18 protein-coding genes are annotated in these 17669 nt (G+C 54.6%); 11 read left to right on the forward strand and 7 right to left on the reverse strand.

All coding sequences use genetic code 11. The annotated features are described in order from the left end of the window. Positions 1–57 precede the first annotated feature (57 nt). From OLX72_RS12465 to OLX72_RS12480, 4 genes are read left to right on the forward strand one after another with little or no spacing between them, the layout of a single operon-like run. Positions 58–921 carry an FAD binding domain-containing protein gene (locus OLX72_RS12465; RefSeq protein ID WP_114870977.1) on the forward strand — a complete coding sequence of 288 codons (864 nt, stop codon included), beginning with the start codon at positions 58–60 and terminating at the stop codon, positions 919–921. Continuing rightward, positions 918–1394: a (2Fe-2S)-binding protein gene (locus OLX72_RS12470; protein ID WP_114870976.1), complete on the forward strand. Its 477-nt coding sequence runs from the start codon at positions 918–920 to the stop codon at positions 1392–1394. Before OLX72_RS12465 ends, OLX72_RS12470 begins: the two co-directional genes overlap by 4 nt. Position 1395: 1 nt before the next feature. Beyond that, the gene (locus OLX72_RS12475; protein WP_433988780.1) at positions 1396–3639 is read left to right on the forward strand and encodes a xanthine dehydrogenase family protein molybdopterin-binding subunit; all 2244 of its coding nucleotides are present in this window, start codon (positions 1396–1398) and stop codon (positions 3637–3639) included. Positions 3640–3641: 2 nt separating this feature from the next. Further along, positions 3642–3887 (forward strand): MoaD/ThiS family protein, encoded by a 246-nt coding sequence (locus OLX72_RS12480; RefSeq protein ID WP_433988781.1) that lies wholly within the window; start codon positions 3642–3644, stop codon positions 3885–3887. Positions 3888–3901: 14 nt separating this feature from the next. Here the strand turns inward: OLX72_RS12480 and OLX72_RS12485 are convergent, their stop codons facing one another. Further along, complete coding sequence (locus tag OLX72_RS12485; protein WP_433988782.1) at positions 3902–4906, reverse strand: DMT family transporter; 1005 nt, start codon at positions 4904–4906, stop codon at positions 3902–3904. 234 nt (positions 4907–5140) lie between these two features. Here OLX72_RS12485 and OLX72_RS12490 point away from each other — a divergent pair, with 234 nt between their 5' ends. Then, on the forward strand, positions 5141–5722 hold the full coding sequence (locus OLX72_RS12490; protein ID WP_433988783.1) for a hypothetical protein: 582 nt from the start codon (positions 5141–5143) through the stop codon (positions 5720–5722). Position 5723: 1 nt separating this feature from the next. On the opposite strand, the gene OLX72_RS12495 is transcribed toward OLX72_RS12490, so the two are convergent. After that, positions 5724–6452 (reverse strand): helix-turn-helix domain-containing protein, encoded by a 729-nt coding sequence (locus OLX72_RS12495; protein ID WP_114870972.1) that lies wholly within the window; start codon positions 6450–6452, stop codon positions 5724–5726. Positions 6453–7672: 1220 nt separating this feature from the next. Next, positions 7673–8284, reverse strand: a complete 612-nt coding sequence (locus OLX72_RS12500; protein ID WP_433988784.1) for an aspartate/glutamate racemase family protein — start codon at positions 8282–8284, stop codon at positions 7673–7675. Positions 8285–8301: 17 nt separating this feature from the next. Here OLX72_RS12500 and OLX72_RS12505 point away from each other — a divergent pair, with 17 nt between their 5' ends. The 4 genes from OLX72_RS12505 to OLX72_RS12520 all read left to right on the forward strand — a co-directional run bounded on the left by OLX72_RS12505 (position 8302) and on the right by OLX72_RS12520 (position 11285). After that, positions 8302–8946, forward strand: a complete 645-nt coding sequence (locus tag OLX72_RS12505; protein WP_433988785.1) for a hypothetical protein — start codon at positions 8302–8304, stop codon at positions 8944–8946. A 303-nt stretch (positions 8947–9249) separates the two neighbouring features. Then, positions 9250–9762, forward strand: a complete 513-nt coding sequence (locus OLX72_RS12510) for a hypothetical protein (RefSeq protein WP_433988786.1) — start codon at positions 9250–9252, stop codon at positions 9760–9762. 185 nt (positions 9763–9947) lie between these two features. After that, positions 9948–10559: a TIGR02466 family protein gene (locus tag OLX72_RS12515; protein ID WP_162798102.1), complete on the forward strand. Its 612-nt coding sequence runs from the start codon at positions 9948–9950 to the stop codon at positions 10557–10559. A 264-nt stretch (positions 10560–10823) separates the two neighbouring features. Beyond that, entirely contained in the window at positions 10824–11285 is a 462-nt protein-coding gene (locus tag OLX72_RS12520; protein WP_433988787.1) for a hypothetical protein, read from the forward strand. Positions 11286–11574: 289 nt separating this feature from the next. Here OLX72_RS12520 and OLX72_RS12525 read toward each other — a convergent pair whose 3' ends face one another. After that, positions 11575–12219: a response regulator gene (locus OLX72_RS12525; protein ID WP_433988788.1), complete on the reverse strand. Its 645-nt coding sequence runs from the start codon at positions 12217–12219 to the stop codon at positions 11575–11577. After that, positions 12216–13787 carry a sensor histidine kinase gene (locus tag OLX72_RS12530; RefSeq protein WP_433988789.1) on the reverse strand — a complete coding sequence of 524 codons (1572 nt, stop codon included), beginning with the start codon at positions 13785–13787 and terminating at the stop codon, positions 12216–12218. Before OLX72_RS12530 ends, OLX72_RS12525 begins: the two co-directional genes overlap by 4 nt. Before the next feature lie 368 nt (positions 13788–14155). On the opposite strand from OLX72_RS12530, the gene OLX72_RS12535 reads away from it, so the two are divergent. Beyond that, entirely contained in the window at positions 14156–14752 is a 597-nt protein-coding gene (locus tag OLX72_RS12535) for a Crp/Fnr family transcriptional regulator (protein WP_433988790.1), read from the forward strand. 71 nt (positions 14753–14823) lie between these two features. Continuing rightward, a complete protein-coding gene (locus OLX72_RS12540; RefSeq protein ID WP_433988791.1) occupies positions 14824–15018 on the forward strand; it encodes a YgaP family membrane protein in 195 nt (64 codons plus the stop codon). 152 nt (positions 15019–15170) lie between these two features. On the opposite strand, the gene OLX72_RS12545 is transcribed toward OLX72_RS12540, so the two are convergent. Together OLX72_RS12545 and OLX72_RS12550 are read right to left on the reverse strand one after the other, a co-directional pair. Then, on the reverse strand, positions 15171–15845 hold the full coding sequence (locus OLX72_RS12545) for an ankyrin repeat domain-containing protein (RefSeq protein WP_433988792.1): 675 nt from the start codon (positions 15843–15845) through the stop codon (positions 15171–15173). 837 nt (positions 15846–16682) lie between these two features. Then, positions 16683–17669, reverse strand: coding sequence for an HNH endonuclease signature motif containing protein (locus OLX72_RS12550; protein WP_433988793.1), 987 nt, complete (start codon positions 17667–17669; stop codon positions 16683–16685).

The following is a 17669-nucleotide window of genomic DNA, read 5'->3' on the forward strand; positions in this document are numbered from 1 at the left end:
GGTTTAATCGTACAAAAATCTCGGCTAGACTGTCAGCGAAAGACGCAGGGGGATCCCATGAAATTCGAACGACCGCAAAATCTGGAAGAGGCATCGGCAATTCTGTCCAAAGAACAGGGTATCACCCGTATTCTGGCGGGGGGCACCGATGTGCTGGTGCAGTTGAAATCAGAGGTTGTTGAACCCGACCTGATTGTCGATCTGAAACATCTGGACGGCATGCGCGCCATTACCGAAGAAGACGGTGGATATCGCATCGGGGCTGCGGTTTCAGGTGCGCAACTGGGTGAACATGGGGGCGTCAGCGCGATGTGGCCCGGTGTGGTCGAGGCGATGGAACTTATCGGATCAACGCAAGTGCAGGGGCGCGCCACGATGGCGGGCAACCTGTGCAACGGATCACCCGCCGCCGATAGTGTGCCCGCGATGTTTGCAGCAGATGCCATGGTGCGCATTCACGGGGTCAAGGGCACGCGCGACGTGTCTGTCATGGATATTCCAAAGGGGCCAAGCAAGACGAACCTTGAAAAGGGCGATATCATCACCTCGGTGTTTCTGCCGGCGCGGCCTGCACGGGCATCGGATGCGTATTTGCGCTTCATTCCGCGCACGGAAATGGACATTGCCGTTGCCTCGGCCGGCGTGAGCGTTGAGCTGGACGCTGATGGCACCTGTGTTGCGGCGCGGGTCGCGGTGGGGGCAGTGGCCCCGACGGTGGTTATGGTGCCCAAGGCGGGTGCGGCGCTGGTGGGCACCAAACTGGATGATGCAGCCGTGGCCAGACTGGTGGCCGAGGTCGAGGCGGTGTGTTCCCCGATCACCGACAAGCGCGGCACAATCGAATTTCGGACAAAAACGGCAGGCGTGTTGGCAAAACGCGCCGCCCTGATCGCCTATGCGCGTGCGGGAGAAAGATCATGAAGAATTTCCACGTTTCCACGACCGTCAACGGCGACGAGGCCGAGTTTATCTGCGCCCCTGATGAAACGCTGCTGGATGCGCTGCGCGACCGTCTGAACCTGACAGGCGCCAAGGAAGGCTGCGGCACAGGCGATTGCGGTGCCTGTAGCGTGATGCTGAATGGCCGTCTTGTCTGTTCGTGCCTTGTGCTGGGGGCCGAGGCCGACGGCGCCGAGATTGAAACCATCGAAGGCATGGCCGACGGGGACAACCTGCATGTGTTGCAGCGGGTCTTTATCGAAAAGGCGGCCTTGCAATGCGGTGTCTGTACGCCGGGCATTCTGGTTGCGGCCAAGGCATTGCTGGCCAAGAACCCGGATCCGAGCGAAACCGAAATCCGGTACTGGCTGGCGGGCAACCTGTGCCGCTGCACCGGCTATGACAAGATCATCAAGGCGGTTCAGATCGCCGCGGCAGAGATGAGGAGCGCATAAGATGGCCTATGACGCACAAAACCAGCGCGAATTCAAAATCGTAGGGACGCGGGCCAAACGCCCCGACGGGATAGACAAGGTGACGGGCAAGGCGCTGTATGGCGCGGATATGTATGCGCCCGGAATGCTGTACGGGCGTATCCTGCGCAGCCCGCATGCCCATGCGCGCATCGTGTCAATCGATGCATCTGCGGCCCTGGCCCTGAACGGCGTCAAGGCGGTTGTGACCCATGCCGATCTGACACGTCCCAATGATGAATATCTGGCGGATATTGCTGACAATTGTCTGGCGCGGGACAAGGCGCTTTACGACGGGCACGCGGTGGCGGCTGTTGCGGCGGTCAGCCGCTCTGTGGCCAAGGCGGCGATCCGTCTGATCAAGGTGGAATACGAAGTGTTGCCCCATGTCACTGATGTGGACGAGGCGATGAAGCCCGGTGCGCCCGTTGTGCAAGAGGGGCGCGCGGACGAATCTGTTGGCGCGGATATGTCCCAGAACGTCACCAGCCATTTCGAATTCGGGCACGGGGATCTGGACGCCGGATTTGCCAAGGCCGACAAGATCATCGAACGCAGTTTCAAAACCGCGGCCACGCATCAGGGCTATATCGAACCCCATGCCTGTCTGGCGTCGCTAGGTCCGGACGGGCGGGGTGACTTGTGGTGCTGTACGCAGGGCCAGTTCATGGTCCGGTCGGTCTGTGCACCGCTGTTGGGCATGGACGCCAGCCAGTTGAAGGTGACGGCATCGGAAATCGGCGGCGGGTTTGGCGGCAAGACAACCGTGTTTATCGAACCTGTCGCGCTGGCGTTGTCGCGCAAGTCGGGCAGGCCGGTGAAAATCGTCATGACGCGTGAAGAAGTGTTCCGCGCCACGGGGCCGACTGTGTCGTCATCGACCGATGTGAAAATCGGCATGACAAAAGATGGCCGGATCACCGCCGGGCAGGCGCGTCTGCGCTATCAGGGCGGTGCGTTTCCCTGTGGAACCGTTGAATTCGGTGCGCAATCGGCCTTTGCCGCCTATGATCTGGAAGCGGTGCGTACGCTGGGCTGGAATGTGATGACAAACCGCCCCAAAGAGGTGGCTTATCGCGCGCCCGGTGCGCCCATGGCGATTTACGCGGTGGAAAGCGTGGTGGACGAGCTGTGTCAGGATCTGGGTCTTGATCCGCTGGATGTGCGCCTGAAAAACGCCGCCCGCAAAGGAACGTTGTCGTCCTATGGCCCCACATTCAACGAAATCGGGCTGGTTGCAACGCTGGAAGCGGCCAAGGCACATCCGCATTACACTGCCCCCCTGGGTGAAAATCAGGGGCGCGGTTTGTCCTGCGGCTTCTGGTTCAATTTCGGCGGAAACACCTGTGTGTCGCTGAACATCGATTCCGACGGCACGATCAGCGTGGTCGAAGGCAACCCCGATATCGGGGGATCGCGGGCATCGATTTCGATGATGGCGGCGGAAGAGCTGGGCGTTCCGCTGGACAAGGTGCGCACGGTCATCACCGACACAAATTCGATCGGTTACAACGATGTGACCGATGGCAGCCGTGTGACCTTTGCGGTGGGGCTGGCCACGATCAAGGCGGCGCGTGCCGCGATCAAGGAAATGTGCGCCCGTGTTGCCAAGATCTGGGGCATTGACGAAGAGGCGGTGATCTGGGAAGACGGCGCCGCCAAACCGTCTGGTCCGAATGCGGGTGATTTCGATCCGATGACACTAGCCGAGATTGCGGCAATTTCGGACAATACCGGCGGCCCGATTGCGGGCCATCACGAGGTGAATGCCGATGGTGCCGGTGTCAGTTTCGGTGTGCATCTGGTGGATACCGAAGTGGACCCCGAAACCGGAACCACAAAGGTTGTGCGCTATACGATTTTTCAGGACGCGGGCAAGGCGGTGCATCCCGACTATGTCGAAGGCCAGATGCAGGGTGGTGCGGTGCAGGGCATCGGCTGGGCACTGAACGAAGAGTACATCTATGGCGAAGACGGCCGCCTGCAAAATCCGGGCTTTCTGGATTACCGGGTGCCGGTGGCATCGGATCTTCCGTCGATTGAAACGGTTATTCTGGAGATTCCCAATCCGGGCCATCCTTATGGTGTGCGCGGTGTCGGGGAAACGCCGATTGTGCCGCCGCTGGCCGCGATTGCAAACGCGGTGTCGCGCGCAACCGGTGTACGCATGACGGAACTGCCGATGTCGCCGCCCAAATTGCTGAAGGCGATGTCAGACAAGGGCTAGGCATGGTTCAGGTAAAGCTTTGGGGGTCTTTGCGCAGCCTGGCCGATGATCAGGCGGTTGTCGAGGTCGAGGCCAGGAACTTTAAGGAACTGCTGGACCAGCTGGTGGAATTACATCCCGCACTTGAACCGCAGATCAAGCGCGGGGTGTCCCTGGCGCTGGACGGAGTGATTTACCGCGATGCGTGGTTTACGCCCTTGTCCGACAAGAACGAGATTGTGCTGCTGCCCTACATGGTGGGCGGTTAGGGAAAGGCCCGCGATCAGATCCGCATCAGCAGGCGTTCGCGGTTGAAAATGTAAAAACCTGTGACGACGATTATCATGGTTCCAAGAACCGTCCACATATCGGGGAAATGCCCGAAAATGATCCATCCGTAAAAGGTGCCCCAGATAATCAGGGTGTACTGCACGGGGGCGACGACCACGGTCATTCCCACCTCGAGCGCCTTGACGAACAGCAATTCCGCCAGCGCGGCGAACCCGGCGACACCGATCATCAGAAGAACCTGATTAAAGGTTTCGGGCGTTGTCCAGAAAAAAGGCAGGGGCACGGTAAGCACGATGATGCTGACAAAGGCGGTGTAGGTGATCGTGGTGGCAACTCCATCCTGCACAACCAGATTGCGCGACAAAACCTGCCGGACGGCAAAGCAGGTCGCGGCCAGCACCACCAGCAGCATTGCAGGGTGAAACGAAGCAAAGCCCGGGCGAATGATGATCAGGGTGCCGATAAAGCCGACGATCACCGCGCTCCAGCGGCGGATGCCGACAGGTTCCCCCAGAAACAACGCGCCCATTGCCGTGACCATGATCGGCGCTACGAAACACACCGCGACCGCATCCGCCAGAGGCACAAAGCGCAGGCCGAACACGAAAAACGTGGCCGTCATCAGGGCCAGAACACCCCGAACGACCTGCAGTGGAATATTGCTGGTGCGCAGGATCTGGCCGCCCTTCATCGCCAGCAGAACCAGGGCACCCAGCAACAGACCCATCTGGCGGGTCCACGCGATCTGCATCGGATGAAACGCTTCTGTCAGCACCTTGACCTGTGCATCGGAGGCCGCCACCAGAAAAAATGCAAGCGACATGTACATCATGCCCAGAACGCCGTCTGGAAGGGATCTGAAAAGCGTTCTGTTGTTTTGCGGTCCGGTGTTGGCGCGCACGCCGTTTACGTAGAATCCGGGGTTGGTGGACGGGCTGGCAACCGCGCGGGCGGACGCATCGGAATCCTGCGTATTATGATCGCCTGATGGTTGCATTAAAGTTTAGATATACACTTCTACCGAATGGTTTCAGCCGTTTGTCCTACAAATTCCGGCGTTTAGCAACTTGGTAAACACAGTTTGCAAAAAACTTTCCACGAACCGGGATGACGATTGTGCCTGACTCGCTTTGTGCTATCAATGCCACAGGTGTGGGAGCTGAACTTGGAATTGAGTATTTCGAGGCGTATTGTCCAAGCGACAGATACGGTACGAAATGCGGGGTACGACGTGTATCAACCGCATTGTGCCGAGGATGTTCTGGATCTGGTACGCCGAACCGGACGAAAATATCAGACGCCAATGCTGTCTGTGGCACGGAATGATTTTACCGACGCAGAAGCCATCTGGCTGTTCCTGATGCATGGCGACAAGGTGATTGGCGGCTTTGCGTCGAAAACCGTTGATCTGAGGAACGAAAGTTTCGAAGACTATATGCGGCGAACCAGCAAACATCAGTATAATCGCAACGAAGACCCGATTGAACGGGTGTCACCTGTGATGAACAAGATGATTTACGGCCGCCATGCCTATCTGGGCGAACTGGAGCTGCACGAATCCTATCGTGGCAAGCGCAGTGTCGTATCGGCCTTTGCCAAGATCGTGATGGGGATCACGTTTCTGCGCTGGCCCGAGATCAATTGCGCCTATGCGTTCATTGCCGAGCACCACAGGCGGTTGACCTATGATTACGGGTTCTGCTGTTCGATGCTGAACCCGATCACATGGAAAGACCCCGTTCCCGACGGGCGCCGCAGCGATCATACTCTGGCATTGATCACACGGGATCAGTTTTTCGACGAATGGCGTTAAGTTAAAGCGACAGTTGTTCCGCGTGCAGCAGGGTGACATCGCCGACACCCTTCATCTTGACGCGCCGGATCAGGCGGCGGTAGCGCACGGTGATTTTCTTGCCGTCGATCATGCCTTCAAAGGTCACATCGTCAAACGGAAAAGATTCCTGGCTGACGCGCAGATGGGCGGCTTTGACATTGTCCAGAATGGTTGAATTGAACGTTGTCAGGCGGCGTTCGAAATGGTTTTCATCCTGAATTTCCAGCAGCCGAGTCGACAGGCTGACCGGGCCAAGCTTGAGCGGTTTGGGGATATTTTCGTCGGGAGACATCGGTTGGTAGATGTCGACAGCCTGGCATATCCCGTCGAGATCGGAAATCTCGCCGCCCTGTTCATCGATCCAATCCATCACGTCCTGTCCGCGCAGGCGGCCGTATTTTTCCAGAATGTGCATCCGCACGAATTGTGTGACCGAAGGCGCAAAGCTTTTCGGCAGGTCCGGGATCATCGGATCCGGCTGGATCGACAGGATCGTGTTGTCGCGCGAAAAGTATTTATGCGGTATGTTGAAAGCGCAACATATCGCATCAATGGTCTTCCACGGCAGATCTTGCCCCTTGTTCAGCTGCTTGTTCAGCGTGCCGAATTTCAGGCCGGCATGGGCCGCGAATTGCGGCCGGCTTAACCCTAGGGTTTCTCGGATTCGTTCCGCTTTTGCAGCGGGAGTGATCTCTGGCGGTTCAATCATTCCGTTAGTGTACAATTTTACACCTATGCGTGTCAAGCTTGACACAAAGCGCGAATCCAGTAACAACGTCAGCGTGTACCTGAGGTGGGTCAGGGCCGCGCTGCTAGAGTCTCATAGCATCCGAGAGGGGAAGGTGAGAAGGTTTGTTGCCTGTTTCATTTTCATTAGTTCCTCATTTTCCCCTCTCACTGCTCGCGGCGCCACTTTTCAGGTGACCACAACATATCGTGCTTTGATGGTGGAGAATCGCATGTTGTACTGGCTCTGATATCAATAGATCGCTTCAGGTTTTTCCTGCCACCGTTGAATCTCCATTCTGCTTTGCACGGCTAAGCCCCTAAAACCTAGAGTAATTCTTGCGGTAGTGTAAAAGTGTACACCTATAAGTTTCCTTATTGACACCTGACGCGCAACTGTGTCATAAGGTGAGTGTCCCAGAAAAGTTCGTTTGCCGTGTTGCGCTGTTTGCAGCGGGGTGTTGTTAACCAGTTACCTATGTGGAATTTGCCTGTGACCAATTTTACCCAGTATTCGGTTCCGCAACAATCATCGCTGTATGATGATGTTGATCTTACCGAACCGATGCGCCCAAGTCGCACAATCAGCATGTCCGATATGCTGGCTATTATCGCGGCGTTCTGTGGTGCAGTTACGATTTGCACAGTGCTGATAAAGCTATGGTTTTGAGTATGAGTTCGGGTGTGAAAAAGATGACGTGCAAGACTGGCCCGGCACGTGCAAACGAAACTTTTCGAAGTGTTGCGTTTGATCAGTTGAAGAGTTTTGAAGAAAAGACATTCTGAAACCAAAAGACACCCTGCCGAGGCAGAGTGTCTTGGGGTGTAGTTAGTAACGAGTTTGAAAAAGAGTATTTCTTCGTATGGAGAGGGTGGGCTCTCCATACTTTTTACATTCTTCTGTCTATGTGGCAAAATTATGGCACATTGGCCGTTTTCTTTAAAATTTGGTTAACAAAACAAGGCGCGCTTCGGCACGCTAACGTTGTTTGATGGGGTTTTCGCCCTGAACCAACGCGAAAAACGCCAGGATAAACGTGGCGAGACGCATTGTGGTAACTCATTTGGGTTGACCCATTCAGAATGCGGCTAAACAGATTTTTGACCACGTTTCTTGACCTTGATGTGCGTGGATTTGAAGCCCCGCGTTTTCTGATGCAGATGAGTGATTGCCTGGATCGTTTTGAGAGATCAACTGTTGCCCTAGTGTCTTGCTGCAGCGTTCGACAGTGTTGCCATGTCATCTGATTCAATAGCATAAGCGCCGACTTTGGATGTGAGTAACCCCGCCGAGAAAAAGGCTTCGGCCATCGCGACTGCGCAACCGATACCATCAATCACGGGAATGCCGAATTGTGTTGAAATACTCTCGGCCAGATCCGTCATGCCCGAACATCCCAGCACAACCGCGTCAGCGCCATCCTGATTAACTGCAGCCTTTACCTGCGCTTCGATCCGTGTCCGTGCGAGTTGTGGGTCACGCTCCAGTGCCAGAACCGGCACATCTGCAGCCCGTATCCCAGCGCAACGCGCCGACATTCCGTATTTCTCAAGATTTTCGTACAACCCAGCGACGGAGCGGGGGAGAGTCGTAATCACGGAAAACCGGCTGGAAATCATGCTTGCTGCGTGAAATGAAGCCTCGCCAATGCCGATGACAGGCCCGGTTAGCATACACCGCAATGCGTCTAGGCCAGTATCATCAAAACAGGCAATGACCGTAGCGTCGGCATCGCTATGGCGCTCCTTGTTGTCCTGCCACAGCTTTTCACAATCCGTTCCCGTTCCCGCTTTTATGGTATTGTTAAAGCTCAAAACGAAAGGATGAAGCGATGAAAATATTGAAAAGTGCTGCGCTGCTGCAAATGGCGCTGATCACTCAACTTGGCATGGCACAGGCACAGGAGCATCCGATGGGCTTCTTCGTGACCAGCATCGGTTTGGGCGATGGGGCAAATCTGGGTGGACTGGACGGTGCCGACGCGCATTGTGATGCACTCGCAACCGCGGCGCGAATCGAAGGGCGCACATGGCGCGCTTACCTCGGCACCCAAGAAGGCGGCAAACGTGGCGTTTCTGCCCGGTATCGTATTGGAAGTGGTCCGTGGTATAATGCGCATGGTGAACTGGTGGCAAGTGATCTGGACGAACTGCATCTAAGCCCCAATATCATCAAACGGACTGCGGTTGATGAAAATGGCAAAAAGATCAACGGTGTTGGCGACAATCCCAACGAACACGACATTCTGACCGGGTCCATGGCCGATGGAATGGCTTACTTCCCATGGGCCGAAGGTGATCATACCTGTTCCAATTGGACAAGCAACGGCGAGGGCAGTGCACAAGTGGGTCACCACGATCGCCATGGCGGTGGCAACACATCGTGGAATTCGGCACATGGTTCCAGGGGATGCGGGCAGGAAGCGCTCAATGGCACGGGTGGCGCAGGGCTGTTTTACTGCTTTGCCGCCGATTAAGGCACTTGATCATTGAAGTGAAAAAAAGACGCGGCCTGTTCCTTTTGTAGAACGTGCCAAAAGGTGCTCTTTGGCACAGGTAAATGCAAAACGCTGGAACCGCATACCAACGCGTTAAAATCGGCCGTTGGCCCGATGGAGTCGCTTTGCGGCCAATTGCTGCGGCGGTATCAAAGCCAGCCTTTCAGACTTTCGTCTGAAATCAGGTCAGACTTTCGAACAGCAGTTGTTGGACGTTCTACAGATGCCGGGCGGGTGTTTGAACCCCATGGTGGGCGTATCTTTCAACAATGGAGACCGAACATGACACGCTCGAAACTTCTTCTAACCACTTCCCTTTGTATGGTTCTATCAGCACCGGCATATGCATCGGGCAAATCTTTTGGCCAGATTGACACGAACAAAGACGGTTCACTCAGTCGGAGCGAACTTGCGACTGCGTTCGGCACGCGCGGTGCAGATGGTGTTCTTGATCGAGATGACCTGAACAACGATGGCGCAGTATCGTTGGCCGAGGCTAGATCGTCAGGTAGCGACAGCGAAAGTGATGACAGCGAAAGCGACGACAGCGAAAGTGATGACAGCGAAAGTGACGACAACGAAAGCGATGACAACGAAAGCGATGACGGCGGCGAAAGCGATGACGGCGGCGAGGGCGGCGATGATAGCGGCGAGGGCGGCGATGATGGCGGCGAGGGCGGCGATGATGGCGGTGAGGGCGGCGATGATGGCGGCGAGGGCGGCGATGATGGCGGTGAAGGCGGTGATGATGGCGGCGAAGGCGGTGATGATGGCGGTGAGGGTGGAGACGACTAAACAACAGTCCGCACTTTTCTGAACCAACTGACAAGTAACCGACTGGCATTCATTGGAGGTCAGTCGGCAAGGCAGGAACATTCGAATAGCAATTAAAGTTCCGGGAGCCGTATCTTAGTCGTCGATTTCAATACCGTCGGGAACTTTTGCCGGTAAACAAAACCTTCTCAAGCGAAGAAACCATCATGATCTCAGAAACCAAATTCGAAAAACTGTTTTCCTCACCGTTGTTCCGGTACGACGTTGCAAATCACGAAGCTCTCAGTGCAGAACTGCTGGCCGAAGGCGCCGCAATGCGTCGGGAAGATGATGGTGTTGTCAAATCGAACCGTCGCGGATGGCATTCGACTGGAAATCTCTTCACGAGGGATGCGGACTGCATCACCGAACTGCGCGTCGCAGCAGAAATGGCGGTTCTCAAAGCGACACGCAAGATGACGAACAAGGTTGATCCAGAAACGCTGAAGATGAAGCTTTTTGGTTGGATGAACGTTAATCCAAAGGACGGATACAATGCGCCGCATACCCACCCCGGTGCGCATTGGTCAGGTGTGTATTACGTCTCGCAACCGGAGATCAGCGAAGGTTCTTCAGGTATGATCGAGTTCGTGGCCCCGCGTGCTGACTTGCCGCAATGGGAAATTCTGAAAACCAATGCCTTTCGTTTGAAAAAGTGCATTAGACCGGCTGCGGGCGAAATTATCCTGTTTCCTTCCTATTTGGTTCATTGGGTCTATCCAAATGAGGTAGAAGCAGATCGGGTCACGGTCGCGTTCAATGCAACTTTTCGAAAGTAACCACGGTTCGGGGAACCCTGTCGCTGAGGTGCTTGAACGATCTGCTAAAACTCAAGGACTATAGTCCGATGAAAAATTGCTAGCGTGCTTTAACGTCAAGTCGCGAAAGATGTGGACAAAGAGGAACCATGAGACTGACGGCAACCGCCAAATACCTAATTCTGTCGATCTTGTTCGTGGTCTTCCCATTCCGATTGGAAATGGACCAGGCGGGAAAATTCACCCTCGTAATGCCCTACGCGCTTGCAAACAGTGGCTCCGGCAGTGATGGCGATGGAGAGGGCGGCGACGATGGAGGCGATGGCGAGGGGGGCGATGATGGCGAAGGTGGCGACGACGGAGGCGATGGCGAGGGGGGCGACGATGGCGAAGGTGGCGACGACGGAGGCGATGGAGAGGGCGGCGATGACGGCGAAGGTGGAGATGACGGAAGCGATGGCGAGGGTGGTGACGACGGCGAAGGTGGAGATGACGGAAGCGATGGCGAGGGTGGTGACGACGGCGAGGGAGATGACAGCGGAGACGATGGCGAAGGTGATGATGGCGAAGGTGATGATGGCGGGGAGGACAGCGAAGGCGAATCTACTTCCGGAAGTCGTGGCGAGAGGTCAAGCCCCAGCAAGATGCAGAAGCTTTCTGACGGCGCCCGGGTGTTTTTTTCAGATGGTAGCTGGGAAGAAGTCAGAAGTGGGCTGTTCACGCATACAGATCGCAACGGCCAAGTAAGAGAACGCCGACCTGCTCGGGGTAGTGATCTGGCACGTCTACGCGCTTACTTTGGAGGGCACCAAGCCCAGACTGCGACAGAGCCACCCAAAATCAACTCTCGAGCGGTAAAGGCCATCTATCGCGGGCGGAATGTAGAAATACTTTACGCCAATGGTTGGCGAGAACTGATCGAGTTCGGAAGATTCAGATTGGTTGATCAATATGGCAGAGTGGTGGCATCGCGCTCCGCCACTCAGGCAGATCGGACGCGACTCAACCGATTTAGGAAGTAGTGCTCAAACAGATATCAATTCGATCCATTTTTCCACGCATCATGGGCAATCAGCGCAGCTTCGACCCGGTTTCGTGCCTGTAGTTTGCTAAGTATAACTGTCATGTAATGTTTGACCGTTTTTTCCTGAAGTCTTAGCACATCCGCAACTTCGCGATTGCTTTGGCCCGTGGCCACCAGCCGCAAAATCTCTTCTTCGCGTTTCGTGAGATCATCAAGCGGATTTTGGGTTTTCTGCTTTGGTGCCTGCATCATCTTAAGCACCTGTGCCGCAAGGCCCGGTGATACATGCGGATCACCCCGCGCGATCCCTCTCAGGACACGGCGCAACTCTTCTGCAGACACACCTTTAAGCAAATACCCTATGGCGCCCACCTGCAAGGCCCTGGCAACGTCTGTATCATCTTCAGATACGGTCAACATCGCGACATGGGTAGCCAGTTGGCCAGCAACGATTTCTTTGGCGGCCTCTATACCACCCCCGGGCATGGACAGATCCAACAAAGCCACGTCCGGAGTGTGTTTTCTGGCCAGAGCAACCGCCTCACCAGCAGACGCGCCAACTCCGAGGACTTCGAAATCGCCGGTCTCGGACAGAGTCGTGACCAAGCCATCGCGAAAAATCGGGTGATCGTCTGCAACAATCAACTTGATAGTCATGCGCTTTCCTCGTTTGGGATATGCAGCGTCAGGGTCGTGCCTAGTCCAATTTCGCTTACAATTTCCAGTTTGCCGCCGATGCTTTCAGATCTGTCCTTGAGGCCGTTCAGGCCCTGTCCACCTTCATCGTAGAGGCGCACGGCTTCGTTCATGTCAAAGCCACTTCCCTTATCCTTGACAGAAATCCTTAGGCCCTCGATTGAACTTTGGACGAACACTTGGGCCTGTTCGACTCCGCCATGTCGAAATGCATTGGAAAGCCCTTCTTGCAGGAACCGATAAACGCAGAGCTTATCGGCATAGCTCAACCACTTTAGTTCAGGCCCTTCAAAGGTGACATCAATAGAGTTGCCCGATTGAGTTTCCCGTTCGGTTACGGCCCGCTTTACAAGGCTTGGCATATCCAACTCGTCCAACTCTGGCAAAGCTAGCCCACGTGAAATTGCGCGGATTTCTTCAAGGGCACGATCAATGGATGATCTGACATCGTCGCGGGTGTTGGGCGCCGCATTCTCTTGAAACGCGGAATCCAGGCACAATGCCGCGAATGACAGATGCTGTGCTGGCCCATCGTGCAAGTCAGAACCCACGCGACGAATGGTCTGTTCCAATTGTGCCGTTGCACGCTGGTTCGCAGTGATCGCGCGGCGCCGAAGGGCGTTCTTCTGGGCGACAAGCTGCTCGGACTCAGTTAGCCGTTTTTGCAACTCGCCACGCTGTCGTTCGATGGTTTGACCCCCAGCTTTTACGATGCCAATAAGCAGGAGGCCGCTGGCGATAAAAGCAGACCCTACGACGAACCATGTTGTGCGCCGGGCGTTCCGCAATTCTGCCTGAAGTCCATCGGCACGCTCGTAGAACTCTGCAACCGCAATGATTTCGCCACTAAAAACCTCATGTATGGGGCTGTAGACCTCCAGGAGGGGCACGCCAAGCATCGCTTCCGTTGCATCTTCCTCGTCGTTCAGATCTCCGAATGAAGCTGAAACATCTCCCATCCAAGCCGCTTGCAAGTCGTCGGACGGAGTAAACTTTTGTCCAACAAGGCTTGGGTCTGAGGAATGAACAATCAATCCTCCTTGTTTCCAGATTTTGTAAGACACGACACGTTCGCTTAACGCAGTGCTTGCAAACACTTCGATCATTGCTTGCTGTGCCGGTTCAGAAAGCGTTGTACCGGATGCTAATTCTTGCGTGAGAGGTGATATGAAACTCTCGACATAATTTGCGGCGAGGATCGCAAAGTTCTGTACAGCCGCGTGTTCGATCCGGCGGGATACCCATGACCCGACCAAGATCATCGCCACAAGCATCACGGCGCCCCCCGCCAGAACAAACTGGCTTGGCAAGGTCAAACGCCTCCAATGTCGCGACATTGTCGATACTTTCATATAAAGCAATTTACCTGAAGTATGCTTCTTCGAAACGGACTTTCGTCTGATGTGAGCATACAGTTTGATGGCTTTGGATGTTAAAGCGGCTGAATAACCGAGTGAGCGAGGCCGACTGTCCTTCTTTGAACAATTCGAGACAGTTGAGCAGTTCTGCAATTTGAGGCTTTGGCTCATCTTTGATTGAATTTATGCGTTTTCGGTTTGGTGGCGCAAGCGCTGGTCGGGTAGGGGACAGGCCCCGATTTACCCGATAGTATGTCCGGACACTGAAATTGGTGAACTTTTGCTACCGCTCAATCACAAGTTTTAGGAACGTGATTGTAACCAAGGTTTAAGTCGAAGACTTTTGATGATGATAACCGGGTTGCGGACCCGGAAAGCTAAGCTTTGGACCCGAAGAAAACACTGGACGGAGAAGACTTTGGTTCCTTCGGATTCAGTGTCCGCTATACCAAGCCTGATGGAACCGAAGTTATTTCATTCGTCTTGGAAGGCATCTAGGCTATTCTGGACCGGAACAGCCTGTTGTTTTGAGGAGAAAGATGCCGAAAATTCGGAGTTTTACGGCGCCGCAAGGCAAGATCATCTTTCAGCCCGGGCATTCGTGTCCCGGGTTTATTGTTTTGTTCAACGGCTCAATCAAAGTGACCTTGACCGGAGCAAGTGGTCGCGAAGTCGTTCTGTACAGAGTTCGGCCCGGAGAGGTTTGTCTGCAAACTCTGTCCTGCCTAATCAACGGCCAACCGTATGGCGCCGAGGGAATCGCCGAGACAGATGTCATCGGCCAGTTGGTACCAGCGGGCGAATTCCGCAAGAAATTCGTTGATGACGAGGCGTTTCGCGACCTGATCATGTCGTCTGTCGCGACGCGGTTCGCCGAATATCAGCAACTTGTCGAAGAAGTTGCCCTGACGGGGTTCGATGCGCGGCTTGCCAAAGTGCTTTTGCGGATGGCAGGGCCGTCCTGTGTGGTAGCTGTAACGCATGCGGCTCTGGCGACAGAGACGGCTTCGGGGCGGGCGTATGTAACGCGCAAACTTGCAGAATTCGCGAAAAAGGGCTGGGTCGAACAGAAAGATGACGGTGTAGAAATTCTGAACCGACGCGAACTGGAACAAGTTGCCGCAGGTCTGCGGTGACTTTGTCACCGTGTGTGACTGCCAGATCGAGATAGAATTGGGCATTGAACTCAAAAATGGAGAGCTTTGAGATGTCTAGAAATGAAGGCACCATTGACCGCGCTCTGCGCGTTATCCTTGGCCTCGTGCTACTGTCACTCGTGTTCATTGGGCCGCAAACATGGTGGGGTCTGATTGGCCTTGTGCCCTTGGTGACCGGGCTCATGGGCAGTTGCCCGGTATATTCCATGCTGGGTGTCAACACCTGCGCGTTGAAGAACAAATAATTATCACAAGATGACGATCAAATGCAGGCTGCGGCTGAATACGCCGCAGCCTTGGCATTTGTGGAAAGACCCGGATTGCCTTTACCCTATACGTCTGTGGCACACTCGGGATATCAACGATGCGGGATGGAAAAAGCAGATTCCGATCCGCCTCAGTTCTTCTTTCGAAGCCGATCCGCCATTTCCGTGTAACCGTTCCGAACGGCATGATCGAGCGGCGTCAAGCCTTGCCTGTCACTCAACGATCGATCCGCTCCAGCCCCAAGCAACGCGTCGAGCACTGCAAGATGATCCGGGCCGCCATCGCCAAGGACCACCGATTCCATCACGGCGGTCCAGTGCAGGTTGTTGATGTGATCAAGCGGCGCACCGGCATCTATCAGGCGCTTGACGACGTCCACGTGGCCCAGATGAGCCGCCGCAATCAGCGCCGTGCCTTCATAAGGGCTGGTTACGAGCCCCGGATCGTTTCCAAGTGCGATGGCAAGCGACATCAGTTCGGCGTCGTTGGCAACCGCGGCGATTGTCACCGCATCATATGCCTGACCCTCAAGGGCGTTCATGTCCGCGCCGGCTTCGGCGAGCGCGCGCAGCGCATCGTCTTCGGAGGCGAAGGCTGCAACATGGATTGATGTCCGACCTCTCGTATCGAGGATGTTGACGTCTGCGCCTTCAGCCACAAGCTGATGGATTGCTTCGACGTTGCCTTCGTGCGCGGCCAAAAGCAGCCCGTCATAGGCGCGGATTTCACGCTCCGAAGGCGCCGTCTGCGCGACGGCCGTGTTTGCAAGGCCTATCAGTGTTACGATCAACGCAAAATGTCTCATGGCAAGGTCCTTGTGGTTTCATGTCATTGAGTTGGCGGCCGCACCGCTTGACTAACGCGTTTTGCACGTTGTGGTAACATATATGACAGCCTCTTCATCGAAATCCGTAGCAATACCCACACGCAACCGATTCAGCTTAATCGGAGCAGAGGCGCTTTGCTCCCGAAACCGCACAGCGGGGTAGCCATAATACTCGCGCGTTGGGTTTCCGGTAGATCACGTAGCGACATCTTAGCGGTGCCGAAACCTTTCCAGAGAACACAAAGGCTGACGTTTTTCGATTTTGCGGCATTGGGAAGAGATGGATTAAACAGGTTATCCGCCGCTCGTTCCACGAATTTTGATCAAAGGCCGAACGGGTTCCGTCATTACTGTCCGGCGGTCTACTTGACCAGTCCCACTTGATGCCGCCACGCGTATGAAATTCTACCGAATTCTGTTGAGCGCGCTATGTGTAATGTTAAGATCTTAGCCGTCCAGGCTCGAATCTTGATGTAATCATCATATCACTCACAAAAAAACTTTACCGACAAATAACCAACTAAGTTACAATGGTTGCTCCCCAACGAATAGAACTTCCATTTAGCAATACATGATTGGGAGACTCTAATTTGGGCGGGTTGGTAGCGGAAAGAATGCAATAAATTTTTGATAAATAAGCAATATCAGAAGCTTATCACTGGACACTGGAGGCGAGTACCGGAATCGAACCGGTGTACACGGATTTGCAATCCTAAGGATTCCGCTGAAAACATTGGGCTTTTCTGTAAAATATGCCTCAGAGCACCCGTGAAGTAACAGTTGGTTACCCACTGGATGTAAAATGCATAGCGTCAATCAGCAGTAGTCGTCTATGGACTCATCAAATTCTTCGCCGGAAAGCTGGCAGAACGCCTTCAAGGCCCCTTGAAGCGTGAAGAAGGTTCCTTCGCTCTTATGGTAAAACAGATCGTCTTTGGTCGAGATGTGCGCTATAGCCCAGTCCTTAACTCCGGAAGCACTGTGTGAAAGTACCACGAGGCCGTTGTCACTAAGCGAATGTTGCACGACGAGACCGTGATAGATGTCGTTTTGAACAAAGACATTTCCGAATTCAAGAGAACTGGCGTACCTCTCCAGTGCGTCTTCAGTAACGCGGGGCGGGCAAGCAGGAAATTCCGACGGAACTTTCCATCGAACCTGAACTACCGAAGGAGTCAGTGACTCAAATTCTTCACGTGCTGGCTCCAATGCCGGGGCATCGCTTTCGCCGTATAGCCACTCTCCAAGTGCACCTCCCTTAGGAGCCTTTCCACTTTGAGCCCATTCGATGAGGCTTGCCTTTGCCGTTTGCGCTTCCTCTTTGCTGACGACGCGCATCCATGAGACGTCCGGGAAATCTGTGTGGGTCTGTACGGCCTTGGGGTTCTCGAAGAACGCTTCAATTGAACCATACACAAACTCAATTCGACGCGCAGAAATCGGATTGAGAAGTACATTCTCCAACCTCGTAACCCACCTTAGATTCTCAGGTCGGTTATTGGCGCGGTTCGTATCAATGTGATCCACCACGTGTTGATCTGAAGGCGGCGCACCGTGGAACGCACTGCATACTATTCGATGTATTTGTATACCGGACACGAACAAGTAACCGGTTGATGGCGCCTGTCGACCGAAGGTCCATTGCTTGTCCAAAGGACGCGCTCGTTTACGGTACCTGTTCAATCGAAAGACCGCGCCATTGTCGCGAACTCTGTATCTTTCCTCGCGATACGTGACCTCGAGCTCTGTATCGAATTGATCGATGAGGGGCAGGTGGCTCAGTTCAAAGTTGTCGAATTTCAT

It is taken from the genome of Sulfitobacter sp. TBRI5 (assembly GCF_051013555.1).
In the GTDB taxonomy this organism is placed as follows: Bacteria; Pseudomonadota; Alphaproteobacteria; order Rhodobacterales; family Rhodobacteraceae; genus JL08.